This window comes from Bradyrhizobium sp. Mp27, from assembly GCF_029953005.1.
GTDB classification, from domain to species: domain Bacteria; phylum Pseudomonadota; class Alphaproteobacteria; order Rhizobiales; family Xanthobacteraceae; genus Bradyrhizobium; species Bradyrhizobium barranii.
The window spans coordinates 22,752-43,707 of the sequence record NZ_JASAUS010000034.1 but is presented as its reverse complement, the minus strand read 5'-3'; the positions used below and the strand labels follow the sequence as shown (position 1 = coordinate 43,707).

Below are 20,956 nucleotides of genomic sequence, written 5' to 3'. Positions count from 1 at the left end.
GTCCGGGGCAAGACCTCGACGACTACGACCCGCTGCCGAACGTGTTGCAGGCCTGGACGGTGCCTTGCTGGTAGCCGGTCATGAACCACTGCTTGCGTTGCGCCGCCGAGCCGTGCGTGAAGGAATCGGGCACGACGCGTCCCGTGGCCTGGCGTTGCAGCGTGTCGTCACCGATCGCGCTCGCCGTGGTCAACGCGGCGTCGATGTCGCCGGGCTCGAGGAAGTTCGGACGCTTCTTCGACTCGCGATTGACCCAGACGCCGGACAGGCAATCGGCCTGCAATTCGACCTTCACCTGGAGCGCATTGGCCTCGGCCTTGCTGCCGGCCTGCTGCTGCAGCCGCGTCACGCGCGGAATGATGCCGAGCAGGTTCTGGATGTGATGGCCGGCCTCATGCGCGATGATGTAGGCGGTGGTGAAGTTGCAGGCGGACTTGCCGGAGCAGCCGCGGAAGCGCGTCTCGACCTCGCGGAAGAAACTGGTGTCGAGGAAGATGGTACGATCCGGCGGACAGTAGAACGGCCCCATCGCCGACTCTGCCCGGCCGCAACGGCCGCCATTGGTGACGTTGCGGAACAGCACCACCTTCGGACCGGTGTAGGACTGGCCGCTGGCCTGGAAGATCTCGCTCCAGCGGTCGTCGATCTCGCCGAGGATGCCGGAGATCATGCTGCCCATCTCGTCGGTCGGCGCTCCGCGCTTGGCGGAGGTCGACTGACGATCGGTCTGGTAGGAAGGCGCCTGGCCGCCGCCGGTGAGGATCTCGGCGCCGCCGATCAGGATGCGCGGATCGATGCCGAAGGCATAGCCGACCAGGCCGAGCACGATGATGGTGCCGATACCCAGACCGCCGCCGCCCATCGGCAGGCCGAACCCGCCTCCGCCGCCGCCCATACCGCCGCCGTCGCCGCGGCGATCCTCGATGTCGTCGCTGCGGCGGAAGTCATCGTAACGCATGGCGGGCTTCCTTCAGTTGGCGCAAGAACCTGGACGCAAAAGCGCGAAAGCTCAACGTGCCACACACGTAAAATTTCCGTTGCATTAATCAATATCGTGGCCGGCAAAAATTGCCTAGTGCGACAGCATGCCGATGCCAGCAATTTTTTCCGGGGTCGTGCAATTTTTTCCGAGAGAAATTTGGCGACCTGACCGCTCCCGCAACGCGAAGAAATACGAAATACACTGGAAAACACGACGAATGCGCAGAGCGAAACGCGCACAATGCGCGATGCGAGGGCTGCTCACCAAAGCGGCGGGTTAAGTCGATTTTTACTTTGCCGCTCCATTGTAACGGTCAGTCGGTTGTTTGGTCCCGCGTCGCCGACAGCGTCGCCTGAGTCAGAGTTCTTGAGTCATGGTAGTGTCGCGTCGCGGGGCGTCTGCAAGGGCGCCCCGCACAAATTTTGAGTCCGCTTCGCACAGCATCATCCTCGGTGATTGCGTCGCCGAGATGTCGAAGCTTCAGGCAGGTTCGGTCGACCTCGTGTTCGCCGATCCGCCCTACAATCTCCAGCTCAAGGGCGATCTGAAGCGCCCCGACGAATCCCATGTCGATGCCGTCAACGACGACTGGGACAAGTTCGATTCGTTCTCCGCCTATGACGATTTCACCCGCGCCTGGCTGCTTGCCGCCCGCCGCGCGATGAAGCCGTCGGCGACGATCTGGGTGATCGGCTCCTATCACAACATCTTCCGCGTCGGCGCGATCATGCAGGACCTCGGCTTCTGGCTCCTGAACGACATCGTCTGGCGCAAGTCGAACCCGATGCCGAATTTCCGCGGCCGCCGCTTCACCAACGCGCACGAGACCATGATCTGGGCCGCGCGCGACGAGAAGGCCAAGGGCTACACGTTCAACTACGAAGCGTTGAAGGCCGCCAACGAGGACGTGCAGGCACGGTCCGACTGGCTGATCCCGCTCTGCACCGGCGAGGAGCGCCTCAAGGGCGCCGACGGCAAGAAAGTGCATCCGACACAGAAGCCGGAAGGCCTGCTCGCGCGCGTGCTGCTGTCGTCGTCCAAGCCCGGCGATCTCGTGATCGATCCCTTCAACGGCACCGGCACCACCGGCGCGGTCGCCAAGCGTCTCGGCCGTTCCTATATCGGCTTCGAGCGCGACAAGACCTACGCGAAGGCAGCGGAAGCCCGCATCGCCGCGGTCGAGCCGCTGCCGGAAGAAAGCCTCGCTCCGTTCATGACCGCGCGCGAGGCGCCGCGGGTCGCGTTCTCCGAGCTGATCGAGCGCGGCATGATCATGCCCGGCACAAAGCTGTTCGACGCCAAGAAGAAGCTCGGCGCACTGGTGCGCGCCGACGGCGCCATCATGCTGGGCGACAAGGTCGGCTCGATCCACCGCATCGGCGCGGTGGCGCAGGGCGCGCAAGCCTGCAACGGCTGGACCTTCTGGCATGTCGAGACCAAGAAGGGTCTCAAGCTGATCGATGAGCTCCGCGCCGAGATCCGTGCGGGGATGGGGGCGGAGTAGCCACTTCCCGCGATCTCGTAGTCCCGTAGGGTGGGCAAAGCGAAGCGTGCCCACCATCTTGAGTGCCACGTGAGATGCGGTGGGCACGGCGCTTCGCGCCTTTGCCCACCGTACGGCTCCTTGAACGCCGCAACAGCCAGGACTACATTTGCCCGATCAGCCCCGTCCTGACCGGTCCGGCTCCCATGCGACGACAGTCCGAGACTTTGCTGCTGGTGCCGCTGCTGCCGATCTTCCTGCTCGGCATGTTTCCGATGTTCCTGATCGCCCTGCTCGGCTTTTTCGGCCTCGCCATCTTCGGCGTGCTGGTGGTCTGCGTCGGGCTCGCCAGCAGCAACGAGGCCCACGACAATTTCAATCACGACGTCATCGTGCACGGCTACGCGCGCGGATCGGAGCGCAAGACGCGGGCCTCCAGCATGCACGCCGCCACGCGGCTCGCGATGCGGCTGGACGCTGTCGGCGCCGGGATGATCGTCATCGCCGTCGTCGGCCTGCTCTATTCCAGTTGAGCGTCGAGGCGCGGCCTCACGGCGCCAGACGGGCGATCAATCGATCGGAGGCATCCATGAGCGCCGTCGCGTAGGATCGCTCCACAGACGAAGGGCTCGGCAGGATCGCCTCAGCCTTGTTGTTGAACATGACACCGCTGCGGCCGTTGAGATCGGGCGACACCAGGAGCGGCACCAGTCGCTCGGCATAGGTGTCCGGCTCGACCATCATGAAGCTGGTCAGCCAGTTGATCAGCGAGACGAGCGCACGCGACCCGAGCAGATTGGCGCGGATATCGGTCTTCACGAAGCCTGGATTGAGGCCGAACACATCGACATCGACAAAGCGCGTGGCGGCCTCGAGAACGAGCACTTCGTTGCCCGCCACGGTGTTCGAGTGGGCTGCGAACCGCTTGTAGCTCCGCTCCGAATTCAGATCGGCGACATCGGCCCTCTGCTCCGTCCCGGGGAATCCCATGACGAATATCCGGGGCTTGAATGTGGCCGTGGCCCTGTCCTTTCCAAGACGAGAGGCGATCGCGTTCAGGATGACGAAGCGGCTCAGATAGCTGACGGCAAGATCGCGTTCGATGCCTTCCGCCGTCACCTCACGCCTGGGCCCCGCCATGATGCCGGTCGTGAAGACGACGATGTCGAGCGTCTCGGCGGGAAGCTCACGGCCGATCCGCCGGGCGTCCCGCATCAGGCTCAGATCGGCCTGCATGAATGCGATGCCCGGCACGTTCTGATCGCGGAATGTCTGGCCGACAACGAGGACACGCGCCCCCTTGGCCGCCAATTGGCGGCTGAACGCCCGGCCGATGCCGCCGGTGCCGCCGATCACCGCTACATTCAATCCAGCGAGCCTGAGGCCTTCGAGCGCCGGCGGATTCACCTTCAGGTTCTTGTCGAGTTCTGCGCGTTTCATGGATGGCTTGCCCTGCAATGTCAGCAAAGGGCAGATGGACCTTCCACTCAATGGAATAAATGCCGTAAAATGGAACTGATTGATCCATTGATGGAATAATTAAATGGCACTGTTGAACGATATGGCGCTGTTCGTGGAGGTCGCGAAGGCCCGCAGCTTCCGTCGCGCCGCCAAGACCCTCGACATGCCCAATTCGACGCTGTCGCGCCGGATCGATCTGTTGGAGAAGGAGATCGGGCTTCGCCTGTTGAACCGGACGACCCGCAAGATCGAATTGACCGAAGCCGGCCAGATCTACTTCGAGCGCTGCAAGCGCATCGTGGACGAGGCGCGCCTGGCGCACGAGCAACTGGACGGGATGCTGGCGCAGCCGAGCGGCATGCTCCGCGTCTCGCTGCCGGTGGATTTCGCGAACACCTATCTCGCACCGTTGATCGCCGCATTCGCGCGGCAATATCCCGACATCGATTTCGAATTCGACCTGACGCCGCGACGTGTCGATCTGGTATCGGAGCCGTTCGATCTGGCGATCCGCGTCGGAGAATCCGAGCCGTCCCACATGATCGCGCGGCCGCTCGCCCGCATGCCGGGATATCTCTACGCCTCGCCGCGTTATCTCGACATCAACGGCGAGCCGCATGAACCTGCGGACCTTACCCATCATCAATGCCTGTGCATGACGAAGGTGAGTGCGTGGACGTTACACAGGGGCGCGCAGATGGAGCAGACCGACGTCGGCGGCCGTTTTCGGCTCAACAACGTGGGACTGATCCGCCGCCTCGCAACGCTCGACATGGGCATCGCCTTTCTGCCGCAAGAGATCGTGGCCGACGAAGTGGCGGATGGCCGGCTGCGTCGCATCATGCCGCAATGGCAGGGCTCGCCCGTCACCGTCTACGCAGTCACCGAGACGCGCCTGCTGCCAGCCAAGACGCAGCGCTTCATCGAATTCCTGCGGGAACGGCTCAGCCGGACTTGAACCGCCATTACGGCGGCGATCGGCCTTTGTTACGCCCGGCTGATCTGCGTACCGCGCAGACACCGCCCGGCAAACTCAACGGTTGCTCTCCCAGGCCATGTTCAGGCACAGAAGGCCGCGACGCTGCATTTATTCTCTAAGAAGGGAATCGGGGAGACAAACATGCTCAAATTCTATTTCAACGGATCGCCGAACCCGACCAAGGTCGCGCTGTTCCTCGAAGAAGCCGGACTGGCCTTCGAGCCGGTCAAGATCGACACCCGCACGGGCGAACAGTTCGCGCCGGACTATCTGAAGATCAATCCGAACGGCAAGGTGCCGGCGATCGACGACAACGGCACCATCGTGTTCGACTCGAACGCCATCCTGCTCTACCTCGCCGAGAAGACCGGCAAGTTCCTTCCCGCTGCCAACGTCCGCGGCGAGACGCTGTCATGGCTGATGTTCATTGCCACCGGCGTGGGGCCGTATTCGGGCCAGGCCGTGCACTTCAAGCATTTTGCGCCGAAGGACCAGAACCACGATTACGCGCATAACCGCTACCAGTACGAGACCGATCGCCACTACAAGATTCTCGACGCGCACCTCAAAGGCCGCAGCTATATGGTCGGCGACAGCTATTCGATCGTCGACATGGCGCTGTGGGGCTGGGCGCGGATGGTGCCGTTCAAGCTCGGCGACGATGCCTTTGCGCGCTACCCGAACGTGAAGCGGCTGGTCGACGAGATCTCGGCGCGGCCGGCGGCAGCGCGTGCGATTGCCCTGAAGGACAAGTTCACCTTCAAGGCCGAGATGGACGATGAGGCGCGCGCCAACATGTTCAAGCACATGACGACGAAGGTCGCCTGATCGCGCGACGCAGCTTTTGGAGGCCACGCGCATGCGCGTGGCCTTTTGCGTTTGCGGCTCAGGCGGCGTGGACCGAGTTCAGGAATTTTGCGACTTCCTGCTTCAGCCGGTTGCTGTCCGAAGACAGCGAGCGCGCCGCCGAGAGCACCTGCGAGGAGGCCGAGCCGGTCTCGGAGGCCCCGCGCTGCACGTCGCCGATATTGGTCGACACGCGCTGCGTGCCGTGAGCGGCCTGCTGGACGTTGCGGGAGATTTCCTGTGTGGCCGCGCCCTGCTCTTCCACGGCCGCCGCAACCGTCGACGAGATCTCCGACAACCGTTCGATGGTGCCGCTGATCTCCCGGATCGAGCCGACCGACTCCTCCGTCGCGGCCTGGATGCCGGAGACCTGCTGGGCGATCTCGCCCGTGGCCTTCGCGGTCTGCTCGGCCAGCGCCTTGACCTCGGAGGCGACCACGGCAAAGCCGCGGCCGGCCTCGCCCGCACGCGCCGCCTCGATCGTCGCGTTCAGTGCCAGCAGATTGGTCTGGCCGGCAATCGTGCTGATCAGTTCGACCACGTCGCCGATGCGGGCGGCGGCCTTGGAGAGCTCACCGACCCGTTCGTTGGTCCGCGTTGCCTGCCCGACGGCCTCGCTGGCGATGCGGGCAGATTCCTGCACCTGGCGGGCGATCTCCGAGACCGAGGAGGACAGCTCCTCGGTCGCCGAGGCAACGGCCTGCACATTGGCCGAGGCCTCCTGGGAGGCGCTGGCGACTTCCGTCGACAGATCCTGGGCGCGCGTGGCCGTCGTGGTCAGGGTGCCCGCGGAAGCCTCGAGCTCGTTTGATGCCGACGACACGGTGTCGACGATCTCGCCGACGGCGCGTTCGAACTGATTGGCCAGGTTTCGCATGTCGGCCTTGCGGCTCTCCGCCTGCCGCGCCTCGACCTCGACCTGCTCGTGGCGCAGGCGGTCGGTCTCGACCATGCTCTCCTTGAACACCTGGATCGCCTTGGCCATGTCGCCGATCTCGTCGCGATTGCCGCGGCCGGGGATCTCGACCTTGAGATCGCCACCGGCGAGGGCTCCCATCGCGCGCGTCATCGTGGTCAGCGGTCCGACGATGCTGCGCGCGATCAGGAAGGCGACGAGGCCGCCGAACAGGATCGCAAGGCCGCCGGCGACTTCCTGAATCCAGGTCGTGCTGGCAATGACGCCATCGGCGGCCGCGCGCGACTTCTGGTAGTCGGCCTTCAATCCGGTTTCCGCCACCTTGAGCTTGTCGACGCTATCGCTGATCAGAGGGGCGATCTCGTTGCGGTAGATTTCATCGGCCTGCAGGATTGCGGCGGAGGTCGTTTCAAAAGCCCCCTTGTAGGTCGAAAGCGAGCTCTTGATCGGCCCGAATGCAGCCTTGACCTCGTCCGGCAGACCGGCCCCCTCAAGTGACTTGAGTGCTTGCTGCGCCCGATCGACATTGGTCCTGAAGGTCGCCGGCCCCTTTGCGTCCCGGACGGCGAGGAAGCGCCAGTTTGAGACGCGAACCAGGAGGATCCTGGATTCGAGATCGGCGACGGGGGCGGTCACGCTGGTGTCGCCGGTCGCGCTCGCGGCGTCGACCAGCTTGCCGGTGTTAGCGGTGAGCTCGTCGCCACCGGCAAGCAGAATGGCCTTGCCTTTCGTCGTTTCGTTGACGGCAGCGCCCATGCGCTCGCGCATGGACTTCATCTTTTCGACGTCGCCGACGAGGCCATTGTAGATCTTGAGCCGCTCCTCGGAGATCGTCGACTTGGCCGCGGCCCTCAACAGCTCCGCCGTCGCCGCCTCCCGCTCCGCAGCCTCCTTGAAGGCCGGCTCGTTGGCGTCATAGATGTAACGCAGATTGGCACGCCGCAGCGCCTGGAGGTTGATCGAGATTTCCTGGACGCGGGCGGTGTTGTCCGAGAGCGCGGAGAGCCGTGCCATCTGGCCCTGGACGGCCCACAAATTCCAGACCGCAACCGCAGCCATGATCAAACCAACGACCACGAGAACCGAAAATCCGGCGTAGAGACGCCCCCGAATTCTCAAACGCAAGCTCGGCATCACTGTCCACCCATTGCAGCAGAAAAGCAGAAGCAGCCGACGACCTTGGCGTGATTGCAACGACTGATCATTGCAACCACGCCTGCGAGAATCGCGCTGCGCTGCCGTACAATGCGGAACAATTGTTAATTGCGGCTGTATTTTACCGGTGTCGAATACGGAGAAGCCGACGAAGGCACCACCGTATTCCGGACATCAAACGGTGGCGCGCGCGATCGATATCCTCATCCCATCGCGCCGCCATGGCAGGTCCACGCGCATGCGCGTGGACCTTTGCTTGTGCGGGTCTGCGCCGGTCAGGCAGCGTGGACCGAGTTCAGGAACTTCGTGACTTCCTGCTTCAGCCGGTTGCTGTCTGAAGACAGCGAGCGCGCCGCCGAGAGCACCTGCGAGGAGGCCGAGCCGGTCTCGGACGCGCCGCGCTGGACGTCGCCGATATTAATCGAGACGCGCTGCGTGCCATGGGCGGCCTGCTGGACGTTGCGGGAGATGTCCTGCGTCGCCGCGCCCTGCTCTTCCACGGCGGCGGCAACCGCCGACGAGATTTCCGACAGCCGCTCGATCGTGCCGCTGATCTCCCGGATCGAGCCGACCGACTGCTCGGTCGCGGCCTGGATGCTCGAAATCTGCTGGCCGATCTCGCCGGTCGCCTTCGCGGTCTGCTCGGCCAGCGCCTTGACCTCGGAGGCGACCACCGCAAAGCCGCGGCCGGCCTCGCCGGCGCGCGCGGCCTCGATGGTGGCGTTCAGCGCCAGGAGGTTGGTCTGGCCGGCGATCGTGCTGATCAGCTCGACCACGTCGCCGATGCGGGCGGCCGCCTTGGACAGCTCGCCGACGCGCTCATTGGTCCTGCTTGCCTGCCCGACGGCCTCGTTGGCGATCCGGGCGGATTCCTGCACCTGGCGGGCGATCTCGGTGACCGACGAGGACAGCTGCTCGGTCGCGGACGCCACCGCCTGCACATTGGCCGTGGCCTCCTGTGACGCCGACGCCACCTCGGTCGACAGATTCTGCGCGCGCGTCGCGGTCGCCGTCAGCGTGCCGGCCGACGCCTCCAGCTCGTTTGATGCCGACGACACGGTGTCGACGATCTCGCCGACCGCCTGCTCGAACTGGTCGGCGAGCCGGACCATGTCGGCCTTGCGGCTCTCCGCCTGCCGCGCCTCGGTCTCGGTCTGCTCCGTGCGCAGCCGTTCGGTGTCGATCATGTTGGTCTTGAACACCTCGATCGCCTTGGCCATGTCGCCGATCTCGTCGGCCTTGCCGCGCCCGGGAATCTCGACCTCGAGATTGCCGCCGGCCAGCAATCCCATCGCGCGCGTCATCGACGTCAAGGGACCGACGATGCTGCGGGCGATCAGGAAGGCGACGATCAATCCGAACAGGGTGGCAAGGCAGCCCGCGATCGCCTGCACGGTGGTCGTGCCGTCAATCACGGCTTCGGCCTGGCTGCGCGACTCCTTGTAGTCCTTCTTCAAGGCAGTTTCCGCGACCTTGAGCTTGGCGATGCTGTCGACGATGAGGGGCGCGAGGCTCTTGTGGTAGATCTCGTCGGCCTGGAGCATCGCGGCCGACGTCGTCTCGAACGCGGATTTGTAGATTCCGAGCGAGGTCTTCACCGGCGCGAGCGTGGTTCGCAATTCCGCCGCCTGCGGGCTCTTCTCGAGCGCCGAGAGGCGCTGCGACGCCCTGTCCACATTGGTTCTGAAGTTGGCGGGCCCCTTGCTGTCGCGCAGGGCCAGGAAACGCCAGTTCGCGATCTGGACCAGAAGGAGCCTGGATTCGAGGTCCGCGACGAGCGCCCCGGTGTCTTCGTCGACGGCTGCGCGCGCCACATCGACCAGCTTGCCCATCTTGACAGTCAGCTCGTCACCGCTCGGCAGCAGCGTCGCCTTGCCGGTCCGCGCCTCATTGACGGCGTCGCCGAGATTGTCACGCAGGCTTCGCATTTTCGCGATGTCGGCGATCAGATCGTTGTAGAGCCTCCGCCGCTCCTCGGAGAGCGTCCCCTGCGCCCCGACCTTCAACAGCTCGGTCGCCGCGGTCTCCCGCTCTGCGGCCTCCTTCATTGCGGGCTCGCTGGCGTCGTAGATGTAGCGCAGATTGGCGCGCTGGATCGCCTGAAGATGGGTCGAGACCTCCAGGACCCGCGCCGTGCTGTCCGAAAACGCCGAAGCCTTTGCGACCTGGTCCTGCACGGACCGCAAATTCCAGATGGCGACCACCGCCATCACGAGACCAACCGCCACCAAGGCCATGAAGCCTGCGTACAGGCGCCCCCTGATCCGCAAACGAAAGTTCGGCATTCCCACTGTCCACCCAGGTGCATGTGAATTCGGGCGGACGAACGACCCCGGCAATCGTCACGGCCACCCCCGGCAGCCGCGAGTCGCTTTCGGCACCCACGCTGCACCGCGGTACAATGAGGGACACTCGTTAATTGAACCTTCCGATTTTTCGCGCATATGTGCGCCGGCCCGCCCAAGACCTGCTGATTTTATCGGCAGTTGCGCAGGTTTCAGCGCAAAGCCCGCAGCCGCTTGCAGAGCGCTGCACGCGTCGCCGGGATGGATGTCTATTGGGCGACCGTCCCCTGCAATTTGCCGAGCGCGTTCTCGACGACTTCCAGCGTGTAGGGCTTCTGGACCACCGGCGCGGACGCCAGCTCTTCCGGGATCGGCGCGCGCTCGCCATAGCCGGTCGCGAACATGAAGGGCACGCCGATCTCCTTCAGCTTCTGCGCAACCTTGATGCTGCTCTCGTTGCCGAGGTTGAGATCGAGCAGCGCGAAACCCGGACGCGTGCGCTCGATCGCGCGCAACGCCTGGTCGACGCTCGCCGCAGTATCGACATGGCGGGCACCGAGATCGAGCAGGATGACTTCCGCCGCCATGGCGATGATCAGATTGTCCTCGACGATCAGTGCCGTCTCGGAAATTCGCGGACGGGCGGGTTGCTGCTCCTCGACGCGCATGGCGGCTCCTGCGATTGATGGGACCAGTTCGACGAAATTGGGCGGGATGACGAATTTGGCCTGGACGCCCAGCAGGTCGAAGCGGATTTCGGCTTCGCCCTCGAGGTCGAACGGCACCGAGCGCTCGATGATGGTGGTGCCGAAGCCGCGGCGCGACGGCGGCTGCACCGGCGGCCCGCCGCTCTCCTTCCACTCGATCTCGAGGCTCGAATTCGGATCGAGCCGCCAGACCACCTCGACCTGGCCGGTGGAATCCGCGAGCGCGCCGTATTTGGCGGAATTGGTCATCATCTCGTGCACGACCAGCGCCAGCGTCGCGAACGCCTTGGGATCGAGCGCGACGTCGGGCCCGCCCATCTTCACGCGGCCGGCGCGCGCGCCGAGATAGGCGCCGGCCTCGGACTCGACCAGCGAGCGCAGCGCAACCGGCGCCCAGTTCAAATTGGTGATCTGATCGTGGGCACGGGCCAAGGCCTGGATGCGGCCGCCGAGCACGCCGGCGAACTCCTCGACCGAAGTGGCCGTGTCCTTGCTCTGCGCGACCAGCGCGCGGACGAGGCTCAAAATGTTGCGGACGCGGTGATTGAGCTCGGCGATCATCAGCTCCTGCCGCTCCTGCGCGCCGCGACGCTCGCGGGCGGCAAGGTCGGACAGTTGCAGGATGACTTCGAGCAGCGTGACGCGCAGGCTCTCGGCGATGCGGATGTCGGCCGTGGACCACGGCTTCGACTGGCCCGCCACCGTTTCCTGCCAGAGCTCAAAGCTCTTGCGCGGCGTCAGCCGCGGTCCGTTCGGTCCCTCGTCATAGACCTTGTCAGGCGCGCCGGCCCAGTTCACCGAGCGCACGACCTCGCGCCGGAAGAAGATCAGGCAATCGCGCGGGGTCCGCGAGATCGGAATGGCGAGAAATCCGGCCGCGCGGTCGCGAAAGGACTGGCCGGCGGCATAGACCTTGGCAATCTCGGCACTTGCGAAAATCCGTCCCGGCGAGGTCCGGTTGATGAAGGCGACCAGCTCCTTCACCTCGTCCTCGGTCGGCGTCTGGCCCTGAAGCGTGATCTTGTTGTCGGACCACACCGCCACGCCGTCGCAATCGATCATCCCGCGATAGTCGCCGAGGAAGTCCACGATCGCGCGCCGGCTGTGCTCATGCGAGGCCGCGGTCTCGATCAACCGCTCCTGCACCTGGTGAGCGCGCATCTCATAGGCGACATGGCCCTCGCGCTCGCGCCCCTCCACGATCCAGGAGAACATCTGCCCGAACAGCTCGGACGCGGTGCGCTTCTCGAACGAGATGTAGCGCGGCGAATAATGATGGCAGGCGAACAGGCCCCACAGTTTGCCGTCGCGCAGGATCGACACCGACATCGAGGCCCCGACGCCCATGTTGCGCAGATATTCGATGTGGATCGGCGAGACCGAGCGCAGCACGCTCATGGAGAGATCGAGCAGCCCCGCATTGTGCGTGGCCGTCGAAAACAACGCGGCTGGTTTCGAATTGATGTCGGCGATGATGCGCAGCCAGTTGCGCTGATAAAGGATGCGGGCCTGCTTGGGGATGTCGGAGGCCGGATAGTGCAGGCCGAGGAACCGTTCGAGGCCGGCTTCCGCAGCTTCAGCGATCACTTCGCCTGATCCGTCCGGGTGAAACTGATAGACCATGACGCGGTCGAAGCCGGTCAGGACCTTGAGCTGGCGTGCCGCCTCGCGGGCGAGCTCGGTCATGCCGCGGGTCTTGCGGATCCGCTCCAGCATCAGGCGGACGAGCTCGCCGGAATTGACGCCGGGTTCGTTCACGCTGGGCTCCGCCTCGATGAGCAGATAGGCGCCGGAGAAGTGGATGGAGAGATCGTAAGGCGGCTTGCCGGGCTGGAGCTCGACACCGAACATGCGCTCGGTCGTATCGGGGCCGCTGAGATGATCGACGCGGCTGCGAATGGTCTCGACGGCGGCTTCCGAGATGACGCGCGACAGCGGCTGCTGGAGCAGGTCGGCGACGTCAGTCCCCAGAAAGCTGCCGACATTGTCGGAGGCCATGCAGATCGTGAAATCCGACAGGACCGTGAGCAGGAAGCCGAACGGCTGGACGCTGCCGGGGATGTGGATCGGCTCGCGATCGCAATTGGTGAGATTGACCGCCTCGTTCATGCGCGGTCCGCCGCCTGCTCGAAGGCCGCGAAAGCGACACGTGCCGACTCGATCGCCTCGTCCGGGTCGCATGCCTCTTCGTTTTGAAGCTTCGCCAGAAAGCTCTGCCAGAGCCGTTTGCCCGCGCCATGACTGAGATAGGCGGTGGCCTCGCCGATGCGCGGATCGGCCGCATCCGCGACCGCCTTCAGCAGAAACTTTGCGCCGAGACGGGAGCCCTCCAGAACATACAACGTGCCGAGCATGCCACTGCGCGTCAGCGGCGGCACGGACACGGTGGATTGCGCGGCGCTGCCGAGCTGCGCGAGATCGGCCGCGATCGCGGCGCCACGCGCCCGCTCCAGCCAATCTGGAAACATCTTGACGACGCCAGCCTGCACAAGCGCAGCTTCGAGCGGAAGAAGTGCGCCGGCGCTGGCTTGCAGGAAGCGGCAGTAACCGGACAGGACTGTGAGGTCGAACGACGAAAGCTGCGCATCGAGCTCCCGGTGCGCATTCGCAGTCGCATCTCTCAATCGTTCGCGGAGTCCGGAAAAGCTGCGACCCACCTGTGTTGAAACGTCCGAAACCCCAGCCAGCATGAAATTTCCCAAACGCGTGCAATGCCGGGGGCGCGATTGCCTCCGAACCGAGCAAACGCCCGGCGGAACCTGAAGGTTCCGCCGGCTACGATAAAATGGGAGGCAGGCCGCGCCTGGATCTCGTCCGTTTGTCTAACTCCCTCGCACCGGTCTCCTCAGTTCGTACGCGATCTCCGCCCGGGTCATGCCGCAGTCCTGAAGCTCCCGGTCGCTCATGGCGGCGAGCTGGTACCGCGCCCGGGACCGCTCGCGCCTGATACGGACAATCCCTGCCAGCCTGCGCCAGATCGACACGACCATCGCCGACCGGGGCCGACGACACCGGTCGGCGGACGAGATGGTCCTCGATCCGGTCAGCTCGCGGCCCTCACGGGCGTCTGCGGAAACGGACCGAGCGCCTTCTCGGTCAGGGTCGAGTCGCAATATTCCCGGATCTCCTTGATCTTCCCGTCCTCGAGGCGAAACACCAGGCAGTAGTCGTTGTCATAACGAACGCCTGCGGGCGTGACGTTGTCGCCCTTGGCTTCCACCACGACGACGTCGCCATCGGCGATGAAACGGTGAGCTACGGTGCGGGTCGGGTCGCGCAAGCGGGTGCGCACATAACCGTGCAGATCGTTGAGGATCGCCTCCTTGCCGGTGAAGGTGCGCGACCAGGAATACTGGCCGGTCACGACCCATCTGGCATCGTCGGCAAGGCTTGCGGTGAACAGGGCCCGGTCGCGCGCGGCCGGATCGGGATTGGCGGCGGCGGCAAAGATATCCTGCATCAGTTTCTTGTTGGCGCTCGCGCTCATGGCGGCATCTCCGTTTGGTGGCAACACGGAGATCATCATTGCCAGATAAGAATTCTTCAAATCGATAGTGGATATGATATCTATTCGCCTCATGAATTTGAATTCGCTTGACCTCAACCTCCTGACCGCGCTCGACGCGCTGCTGCGCGAGGTCAATGTCAGCCGGGCCGCGCTTCGGATCGGGCTGTCGCAGCCGGCCGCGAGCCATGCGTTGCAACGCCTGCGCGACATCTTCGCCGATCCGCTGCTGGTGCGCACCGGCGCGCGCATGGAGCTGACGCCGCGGGCGCAAGCGCTCCGCGCGCCGCTGGCCCAGGCGCTCGACCAGGTGCGCGGGCTGTTCATACCCGACGACTTCGACGCCGCGCGCAGCGAGCGGCAATTCCGCCTGATGATGCCGGATCTCGCGGTCGAGCTGCTGATGCCGCCCTTGATGGAAAAAGTGACGCGGGCCGCACCCAACGTCCGCATCGACGTCGTACCGTGGCGGGGCCCTGCGATCTTTCACGCCGAGTTCGCCCGCACCATCGACCTCGTGATTTCGATCGGCAACGCCTTCAAGGGCTTTCACCGCCAGTTGCTCTACACCGACAGCGACGCGCTGGCGGTGCGACGCGGCCATCCCATGGCTGCGAAGCTGAAGCGGCGCGAGACGTTCCTGGCAGCACGCCATGTCGGCGTGATCATCCGCGGCCAACCGGAGGATCTCATCGACACCTGGCTGCGGACCAAGGGCATCGAGCGGCACATTTCGCTGGTGGTGTCAGGCTATCTCGAAGCGCTGCACGTCGCCGCCCGCACCGACCTCGTCGCCTTCGTGCCGCGCCGGCTGATCGCGGCGCTCTCGAAGCAGCTCGGCCTCGTCGCGGTGACGCCGCCGCTCGATCCCGGGATCGACGAGCAGTTCATGTTCCATCCGACCCGCGCACAGATGGACCCCGGCTCGATCTGGCTGCGACGGCTGATGCTGGCGACGGGACGGGAATTGGAGAAGAAGGAACGGCGTGCTGGGTAGGATGCAGCTTCAAAACAAATGGTGTCGTCCCGGACAAGCGCAGCGAAGCGGAGCGCCGATCCGGGATCCATAACCACAGGGCGCGGTTTGGCGAAGACTCGTGGTTGTCAGCTCGTGTCACAACTTCTCCCTGTGGTTATGGGTCCCGGGTCTGCGCTGACGCTTGCCCGGGACGACAGGGGAATATGTGGCCGCCGTTCCTACGCCTTCTGCGCGTCCATCACCTTGCGCACGGCGGGGCGGTCTGACATGCGCTTGAAGTGATCGGCGATCTTCGGCGTGGCGTTGATGTCGACGCTGTCACCCTCGAGCCAGAGCGAGAGCGTGTGGAGGTAGGGATCGCAGATCGTGAACTGGTCGCCCATCACCCAGGGACCTTTGAACATCTTCTGCTCGATCAAGGAGAAGCAGGCGCCCATGGTCTTCGGCACCATCGCCTTCATGTCGGCGAACGAGCTCTCCTGCGTCGCCCAGCGCGCGCCGCGCATCTTGTGGGCATGGTTGATGTGCGCGGTCGAGCAGAGATAGGAATTGAACGACTGCACCTGGGCGAAGTCGAAGGGATCGTCGAGCGGGGCGAGCTTCGCCTTGGGGAAGGTCTGCGCGATGTAGGCCAGCATCGCAGGCGTCTCGGTCAGCACGCCGCGATCGGTCACCAGCGCCGGCACGCGGCCCTTCGGATTGATCGCGAGATAGTCCGGGCTGTTCTGCTGGTTATCCTTGAAGCTCAGCCGTTCAGCCGTGTAGTCGGCGCCGGCTTCCTCAAGTGTCATGTAGGTGGCGAGCGCGCAGGTGCCGGTGGCGTAGTAGAGCTTGAGCATGTCGGACCTCATGGGAAAATTGGAAACTAACGGCTGCGGGCCGCCAGGTCCATAGCACGCTGTTCTCCGTGCTTTGCTCTTCGCAGTTGCCCACATCCGCCCGCCTGTGCCAAGACGCCTGCAATCGGAGAGGTTTTGTCATGACCGTACTCATCGCCGGTGGCGGCATCGGCGGGCTGACGCTTGCGCTCAGCCTGCACGGAATCGGCGTTCCCGTAAAAGTGTTCGAGAGCGTCGCGGAACTGAAGCCGCTCGGCGTCGGCATCAACGTGCTGCCGCATGCGGTGCGCGAGCTGATCGAGCTCGGGCTGATGGACCGGCTGGACGAAAGCGGCGTGCGGACCCGCGAGCTCGCCTATTTCTCCAAGCACGGCAAGCCGATCTGGAGCGAGCCGCGCGGGTTGGAAGCCGGCTACAAATGGCCGCAATTCTCGATCCATCGCGGCACCCTCCAGCAGCTCCTGCTCGACACCACGATCGAGCGGCTCGGCCGCGACAATATCCTGACCAGCCACCATCTGACCGGCTGGACCGAGACGGACAATGGCGTGCGCGCCGACTTCATCGACAGGGCGACCGGCAAAGCTGCCGGCAGCTACGACGGCGCGATCCTGATCGCCGCCGACGGCATCCATTCCGCCGTGCGAGAGAAGCTCTATCCGCAGGAGGGACCGCCGATCTGGAACGGCCGCATCCTCTGGCGCGGCGTCACGCCGTCAAAAGCCTTCCTCACCGGCCGCACCATGATCATGGCCGGGCACGAGATCCTGAAATTCGTCTGCTATCCGATTTCGAAGGCGCCGGATGCGGCGGGCAACCATCTGATCAACTGGGTTGCCGAGCGCCACATGCCGCCGACCTATCAGTGGCGGCGCGAGGACTATAACCGCACCGCGCGGCTGGAGGAGTTTCTGCCCTGGTTCGAGAGCTGGCAGTTCGACTGGCTCGACGTGCCCGGCCTGATCAAGAACTGCCCGCACGCCTACGAATATCCGCTGGTCGACCGCGATCCGGTGTCGCAATGGACCTTCGGCCGCGTCACGCTGATGGGCGACGCCGCGCATCCGATGTACCCGATCGGCTCGAACGGCGCCTCGCAGGCGATCCTCGATGCCCGCACCATCACGCGCGAGATCCTGGCGCATGGCCCGACGCAAGCGGCACTGCTCGCCTATGAGGCCGAGCGCAGGCCCGCGACCACCGATCTCGTCCTGCTCAACCGCAAGAATGGCCCCGAGCAGGTGATGCAGCTCGTCGAGGAGCGCGCGCCGGATGGCTACGACGTCGTCACCGACGTGCTGTCGCAGCAGGAGCTGGAAGACATCGCCGCGAATTACAAGCGCGTCGCGGGGTTCCAGGTCGAGGCGCTGAATGCGAAGCCGCCGATCGTGAGCGCGGGTGCGCGCGCGAGAGCGTGAGGCTTCCAAGCGAGATGCTCGTTGATGCGCCCTCTCCCCTTGCGGGAGAGGGCAGCGACGCCGGTGGACGCAGGCTCACTCGGGTGAGGGGTCTGTCTCCGCGAGTCCAACTCGCCTTTGAGTTCGCGGAGACATACCCCTCATCCGGCGCTTCGCGCCACCTTCTCCCGCAAGGGGAGAAGGGAAGAGGAATGCGCAGCTCGACTATTTCCCCACCACCCTCGCCGCCTCCAACAACCGTTCACTCGCCGTTGCCGTCGCCAGCAGCGTGCCGTCTTCCGCCATCAGCTTCGCCTCGACGAACGCAATCGTCTTGCCGAGTTGCGTCACCCTGGCCTCGCCGATGATCGGGCCGGGCCTTGCGGGGCTGAGGAAATTCACGGTCATGCTGATCGTGGTGGTGTAGAGCCGGCCCTCGCTCATCACCAGCACGGCCGGCCCCATCGTGTCGTCGAGCATGGCAGAGAGCATGCCGCCCTGGATGAAGCCCGCCGGATTGCAGAACTCGGGCTTGCCCTCGAAGGCGAGCCTGATCCAGCCCTCCTCCGGACGGGCATCGAGCAGGCGCCATCCGAGCAGCTCGGCGCAGGGCGGCCTCTTGAAGTTGTCGAGTGCGGTCTTGACCATTGGCAGCCTCCGTATCGGGCGGTGATAGCGTAGCGCTACTGCCAGCGTGCTGTCAGGAAGGTGGGGCCGTTGAAGGATCGAGCGCGTGCGCGATCACCTTGCGCATGACGTTGGGCAGCGCTTCACCGGCAAGGGTCGCGATCGGCACCCAGCGCATGCCCTCGGGCGCGCGCGTGCGCGCTTCGGCCTTCGCCGTGTAGACCACCAGCTCCAGCGGAAAATGCGTGAAGACGTGGGTGACGACGCCCACCTTGCGCTGCCAGCGCGACAGCCCCTTCAGGTCCGGCGCCTGCTGCTTCGCCGTTGCGTCTTCCTGACCAGCCAGCCAGTCCGAGCCCGGCACCTCGGTCATGCCGCCAAGGAGGCCTTTTTCGGGCCTCGAGCGGACCAGCAGCTCGCCGCCGCGCGTCACGACGAAGGCAGCCCCGCGCCGCAACGTTCCGCTCTTCTTCGGCGCCTTGCGCGGAAACGTTTCCTGCGTCGCTCGCGCACGCGCGGTGCAATCCTCATTGAGCGGACAGAGCGAGCAGGCCGGCTTCTTCGGCGTGCAGATCGAGGCGCCCAGATCCATCAGCGCCTGCGCGCTGTCGCCGGCGCGAGACGTCTCGTCGCCGGCGCGAGCGTCCGCAAGCAGCGTCGCCGCCAGTTGCTGGATCAGCGGCTTGGCCTGCGGCAGCTCCTCCTCGACGGCGAACAGGCGCGACACCACGCGCTCGATGTTGCCGTCGACCGGCATGGTGCGGCGGTCGAACGCGATCGCAGCGATCGCGGCTGCCGTATAGGGCCCGATCCCCGGCAGCGCGCGCAGCCCCTCTTCCGTGTCCGGAAACACGCCGCCGTGCTCGCGCGTCACGGCCACCGCGCAGGCATGGAGGTTGCGCGCGCGGGAATAATAGCCGAGCCCGGCCCACATCCGCAGCACGTCATCCTGCGACGCCCGCCCCAGCGCCGTGACATCCGGCCAGCGCGCGACGAACTTTTCGAAATAGGGGCCGACGGCTTTCACGGTGGTCTGCTGGAGCATGATCTCCGACAGCCAGACCCGGTAAGGGTCCGAGGTCTCGCCGCGCATCGCGCGCCATGGCAGACGGCGGCGATGGCGGTCGTACCAGGCGAGCAGCAGCGTTGGGCGAGCCGATGCCTCCGGCTGAATGGGTTCCGACTTGGCCTTGAGGGCAGATCTGGGGCTCATGCTCTCACTGTAGCGGCAACGCGCCGGCCTCTCCACGTCCTGCCCGCGCTCGTCGCGGGCATCCACGTCTTTCTTCGCGGACCGCTCCTCAATGGTGGGGCCTGTCCTCCGAAGTGCTATAAGGGTCCATGTCCAAATTCCCTCCCAGACCCGGTCCCATCAGCGCCAAGCCGCTGTCGCTCCTGCTCAACGACGTCTTTGCCGAGGCCTATGCCAAGCAGGGATTTGCCGCGCGCGAGCTGGTGACCCGGTGGGCGCAGATTGCCGGGCCGGAGATTGCGGCCCATGCCGAGCCTTTGAAGATGCAATGGCCGCGGCCGGTCGAGGGCCAGCCGCAGGAGCCGGCGACCCTGGTGCTGCGGGTCGAGGGGCCGATGGCGCTGGAGATCCAGCACTCCGCCGACGTGATCCTGGAGCGGGTCAATCGCTTCTTCGGCTGGAGCGCGGTCGGCAAGCTCGCCTTCCGCCAGGCCCCCCTGTCGCGCGCCCGGCCGCCGGTCCGGCCCGGTCCGCCGGATCCCAAATCGGTGGCCAAGGTGGCGGAGAGCCTGGGGGACATCGAAGATGAAGAATTGAAGACAGCGCTGGCGCGGCTCGGGGCCGCCATCAAGCGAAATTGAGCCTCATTCCGCCGGTAATCTGGACCCGTCCCTGTCGCTCGCCATTGCCTCGAACTACGTTTCAAGCTAGCGACAGGCCGCCTGAACGGGAACTCAATAGGACCCTTGGGGCGAGACCACACCAATCCGGGAGCCGACCTTGATCATCACCCGCCGCGCCTTCAACACGATGCTGTCGCTGACCGGTCTTGCCGCGCTCGCCGGGCTGTCGCCGCTGCGGTTCATCTCCGAGGCCATGGCGCAGTCGGCCGCCGATGTGGCCAAGCCCGTGTCCCTGCCCGACATGGCACTCGGCCCCAAGGACGCCCCCGTCACCATCACCGAATATGCCTCGATGACCTGCCCGCATTGTGCGGCGTTCAACGAGCAGGTGTTCCCCAAGATCAAGTCGGAATACATCGACACCGGCAAGGTGCGTTACATCTTCCGCGAGTTCCCGCTCGACATCAAAGCCGCCGCCGGCTCGATGCTGTCGCGCTGCATCGCCAAGGACGACGCGTCGAAATATTTCGCGGTCACCGACATGCTGTTCCGCCAGCAGAACGATTGGGTGCTGAAGAACACCACTGAGACGCTGACGCGGATCGGCAAGCAGGCCGGCCTCACTCAGCAGCAGGTCGAGGCCTGCCTGAAGGACCAGGCGCTGCTCGACAAGATCGCCGCCGACCAGAAATACGCCAGCGACGTTCTGAAGGTGGATTCGACGCCGACCTTCTTCATCAACGGCGAGAAGATCAAGGGCGAAGCCTCGTTCGATGAATTCGCCAAGAAGATCAATCCGCTGCTGAAGAGCTGATTTTCCCCGCTCAACGCCTGATTCGCATCTCCAAAGCCGTATCTTTCCCGGCATAAATCCCTTGGGAAAAGCGGCTTTCGCCGGTTGCCCTCGCGGCGCACCGCGGCCATTGTCCGACCGCATGAGGCGCCTCGCGCGACTCACCCAGAGAGTGACATTGCCTTCC

Annotated in this window: 19 protein-coding genes; 8 read left to right on the top strand and 11 right to left on the bottom strand. The window is 65.0% G+C overall.

Annotation, left to right across the window (positions count from 1 at the left end; all coding sequences use genetic code 11):
• Nucleotides 1-22: 22 nt before the first annotated feature.
• Nucleotides 23-958: a neutral zinc metallopeptidase gene (locus QJT78_RS19070; protein WP_028150732.1), complete on the bottom strand. Its 936-nt coding sequence runs from the start codon at nt 956-958 to the stop codon at nt 23-25.
• Nucleotides 959-1,355: 397 nt separating this feature from the next.
• Here QJT78_RS19070 and QJT78_RS19065 point away from each other — a divergent pair, with 397 nt between their 5' ends.
• Both QJT78_RS19065 and QJT78_RS19060 read left to right on the top strand, forming a co-directional pair.
• Nucleotides 1,356-2,486: a site-specific DNA-methyltransferase gene (locus tag QJT78_RS19065; protein WP_028150731.1), complete on the top strand. Its 1,131-nt coding sequence runs from the start codon at nt 1,356-1,358 to the stop codon at nt 2,484-2,486.
• A 185-nt stretch (nt 2,487-2,671) separates the two neighbouring features.
• Nucleotides 2,672-2,998 (top strand): hypothetical protein, encoded by a 327-nt coding sequence (locus tag QJT78_RS19060; RefSeq protein ID WP_028150730.1) that lies wholly within the window; start codon nt 2,672-2,674, stop codon nt 2,996-2,998.
• Nucleotides 2,999-3,014: 16 nt separating this feature from the next.
• Here the strand turns inward: QJT78_RS19060 and QJT78_RS19055 are convergent, their stop codons facing one another.
• Nucleotides 3,015-3,905, bottom strand: a complete 891-nt coding sequence (locus QJT78_RS19055; RefSeq protein WP_028150729.1) for an SDR family NAD(P)-dependent oxidoreductase — start codon at nt 3,903-3,905, stop codon at nt 3,015-3,017.
• A 103-nt stretch (nt 3,906-4,008) separates the two neighbouring features.
• Here QJT78_RS19055 and QJT78_RS19050 point away from each other — a divergent pair, with 103 nt between their 5' ends.
• The gene (locus QJT78_RS19050) at nt 4,009-4,884 is read left to right on the top strand and encodes a LysR family transcriptional regulator (RefSeq protein WP_028150728.1); all 876 of its coding nucleotides are present in this window, start codon (nt 4,009-4,011) and stop codon (nt 4,882-4,884) included.
• A gap of 162 nt (nt 4,885-5,046) precedes the next feature.
• On the top strand, nt 5,047-5,733 hold the full coding sequence (locus QJT78_RS19045; protein WP_028150727.1) for a glutathione S-transferase family protein: 687 nt from the start codon (nt 5,047-5,049) through the stop codon (nt 5,731-5,733).
• 58 nt (nt 5,734-5,791) lie between these two features.
• Here QJT78_RS19045 and QJT78_RS19040 read toward each other — a convergent pair whose 3' ends face one another.
• The 6 genes from QJT78_RS19040 to QJT78_RS19015 form a co-directional block, all read right to left on the bottom strand.
• The gene (locus tag QJT78_RS19040) at nt 5,792-7,801 is read right to left on the bottom strand and encodes a HAMP domain-containing methyl-accepting chemotaxis protein (protein WP_038943455.1); all 2,010 of its coding nucleotides are present in this window, start codon (nt 7,799-7,801) and stop codon (nt 5,792-5,794) included.
• A gap of 296 nt (nt 7,802-8,097) precedes the next feature.
• The gene (locus QJT78_RS19035; protein WP_028150726.1) at nt 8,098-10,107 is read right to left on the bottom strand and encodes a methyl-accepting chemotaxis protein; all 2,010 of its coding nucleotides are present in this window, start codon (nt 10,105-10,107) and stop codon (nt 8,098-8,100) included.
• Between the two features lie 269 nt (nt 10,108-10,376).
• A complete protein-coding gene (locus tag QJT78_RS19030) occupies nt 10,377-12,923 on the bottom strand; it encodes an HWE histidine kinase domain-containing protein (RefSeq protein WP_212490930.1) in 2,547 nt (848 codons plus the stop codon).
• On the bottom strand, nt 12,920-13,438 hold the full coding sequence (locus tag QJT78_RS19025) for a biliverdin-producing heme oxygenase (protein ID WP_240537591.1): 519 nt from the start codon (nt 13,436-13,438) through the stop codon (nt 12,920-12,922). Before QJT78_RS19025 ends, QJT78_RS19030 begins: the two co-directional genes overlap by 4 nt.
• Nucleotides 13,439-13,636: 198 nt before the next feature.
• Nucleotides 13,637-13,804, bottom strand: a complete 168-nt coding sequence (locus tag QJT78_RS19020) for a DUF1127 domain-containing protein (RefSeq protein WP_080586594.1) — start codon at nt 13,802-13,804, stop codon at nt 13,637-13,639.
• 53 nt (nt 13,805-13,857) lie between these two features.
• Complete coding sequence (locus tag QJT78_RS19015; protein ID WP_028150724.1) at nt 13,858-14,301, bottom strand: nuclear transport factor 2 family protein; 444 nt, start codon at nt 14,299-14,301, stop codon at nt 13,858-13,860.
• A 91-nt stretch (nt 14,302-14,392) separates the two neighbouring features.
• On the opposite strand from QJT78_RS19015, the gene QJT78_RS19010 reads away from it, so the two are divergent.
• A complete protein-coding gene (locus tag QJT78_RS19010; RefSeq protein ID WP_028150723.1) occupies nt 14,393-15,316 on the top strand; it encodes a LysR family transcriptional regulator in 924 nt (307 codons plus the stop codon).
• 200 nt (nt 15,317-15,516) lie between these two features.
• On the opposite strand, the gene QJT78_RS19005 is transcribed toward QJT78_RS19010, so the two are convergent.
• Nucleotides 15,517-16,137, bottom strand: a complete 621-nt coding sequence (locus QJT78_RS19005) for a glutathione S-transferase family protein (protein ID WP_038943450.1) — start codon at nt 16,135-16,137, stop codon at nt 15,517-15,519.
• Between the two features lie 140 nt (nt 16,138-16,277).
• Between QJT78_RS19005 and QJT78_RS19000 the strand changes: the two genes are divergently transcribed.
• Nucleotides 16,278-17,555 carry a flavin-dependent oxidoreductase gene (locus QJT78_RS19000; RefSeq protein ID WP_028150721.1) on the top strand — a complete coding sequence of 426 codons (1,278 nt, stop codon included), beginning with the start codon at nt 16,278-16,280 and terminating at the stop codon, nt 17,553-17,555.
• Nucleotides 17,556-17,759: 204 nt separating this feature from the next.
• Here QJT78_RS19000 and QJT78_RS18995 read toward each other — a convergent pair whose 3' ends face one another.
• Both QJT78_RS18995 and mutY read right to left on the bottom strand, forming a co-directional pair.
• The gene (locus QJT78_RS18995) at nt 17,760-18,182 is read right to left on the bottom strand and encodes a PaaI family thioesterase (RefSeq protein ID WP_028150720.1); all 423 of its coding nucleotides are present in this window, start codon (nt 18,180-18,182) and stop codon (nt 17,760-17,762) included.
• A 52-nt stretch (nt 18,183-18,234) separates the two neighbouring features.
• Complete coding sequence (gene mutY / locus QJT78_RS18990) at nt 18,235-19,374, bottom strand: A/G-specific adenine glycosylase (RefSeq protein ID WP_028150719.1); 1,140 nt, start codon at nt 19,372-19,374, stop codon at nt 18,235-18,237.
• A gap of 128 nt (nt 19,375-19,502) precedes the next feature.
• Between mutY and QJT78_RS18985 the strand changes: the two genes are divergently transcribed.
• Both QJT78_RS18985 and QJT78_RS18980 read left to right on the top strand, forming a co-directional pair.
• Nucleotides 19,503-19,994, top strand: coding sequence for a DciA family protein (locus QJT78_RS18985; protein WP_028150718.1), 492 nt, complete (start codon nt 19,503-19,505; stop codon nt 19,992-19,994).
• 139 nt (nt 19,995-20,133) lie between these two features.
• The gene (locus tag QJT78_RS18980) at nt 20,134-20,790 is read left to right on the top strand and encodes a DsbA family protein (protein ID WP_028150717.1); all 657 of its coding nucleotides are present in this window, start codon (nt 20,134-20,136) and stop codon (nt 20,788-20,790) included.
• Nucleotides 20,791-20,956: the final 166 nt, after the last annotated feature.

Coding starts and splice junctions, on each gene's coding strand:
- QJT78_RS19000 (WP_028150721.1), top strand. CDS start 16,278: ATGACCGTACTCATCGCCGGTGGCGGCATCGGCGGGCTGACGCTTGCG.
- QJT78_RS19055 (WP_028150729.1), bottom strand. CDS start 3,905: ATGAAACGCGCAGAACTCGACAAGAACCTGAAGGTGAATCCGCCGGCG.
- QJT78_RS19005 (WP_038943450.1), bottom strand. CDS start 16,137: ATGCTCAAGCTCTACTACGCCACCGGCACCTGCGCGCTCGCCACCTAC.
- QJT78_RS19065 (WP_028150731.1), top strand. CDS start 1,356: ATGGTAGTGTCGCGTCGCGGGGCGTCTGCAAGGGCGCCCCGCACAAAT.
- QJT78_RS18985 (WP_028150718.1), top strand. CDS start 19,503: ATGTCCAAATTCCCTCCCAGACCCGGTCCCATCAGCGCCAAGCCGCTG.
- QJT78_RS19045 (WP_028150727.1), top strand. CDS start 5,047: ATGCTCAAATTCTATTTCAACGGATCGCCGAACCCGACCAAGGTCGCG.
- QJT78_RS19070 (WP_028150732.1), bottom strand. CDS start 958: ATGCGTTACGATGACTTCCGCCGCAGCGACGACATCGAGGATCGCCGC.
- QJT78_RS19040 (WP_038943455.1), bottom strand. CDS start 7,801: ATGCCGAGCTTGCGTTTGAGAATTCGGGGGCGTCTCTACGCCGGATTT.
- mutY (WP_028150719.1), bottom strand. CDS start 19,374: ATGAGCCCCAGATCTGCCCTCAAGGCCAAGTCGGAACCCATTCAGCCG.
- QJT78_RS18995 (WP_028150720.1), bottom strand. CDS start 18,182: ATGGTCAAGACCGCACTCGACAACTTCAAGAGGCCGCCCTGCGCCGAG.
- QJT78_RS19060 (WP_028150730.1), top strand. CDS start 2,672: ATGCGACGACAGTCCGAGACTTTGCTGCTGGTGCCGCTGCTGCCGATC.
- QJT78_RS19020 (WP_080586594.1), bottom strand. CDS start 13,804: ATGGTCGTGTCGATCTGGCGCAGGCTGGCAGGGATTGTCCGTATCAGG.
- QJT78_RS19010 (WP_028150723.1), top strand. CDS start 14,393: ATGAATTTGAATTCGCTTGACCTCAACCTCCTGACCGCGCTCGACGCG.
- QJT78_RS19030 (WP_212490930.1), bottom strand. CDS start 12,923: ATGAACGAGGCGGTCAATCTCACCAATTGCGATCGCGAGCCGATCCAC.
- QJT78_RS19035 (WP_028150726.1), bottom strand. CDS start 10,107: ATGCCGAACTTTCGTTTGCGGATCAGGGGGCGCCTGTACGCAGGCTTC.
- QJT78_RS19015 (WP_028150724.1), bottom strand. CDS start 14,301: ATGAGCGCGAGCGCCAACAAGAAACTGATGCAGGATATCTTTGCCGCC.
- QJT78_RS19050 (WP_028150728.1), top strand. CDS start 4,009: ATGGCACTGTTGAACGATATGGCGCTGTTCGTGGAGGTCGCGAAGGCC.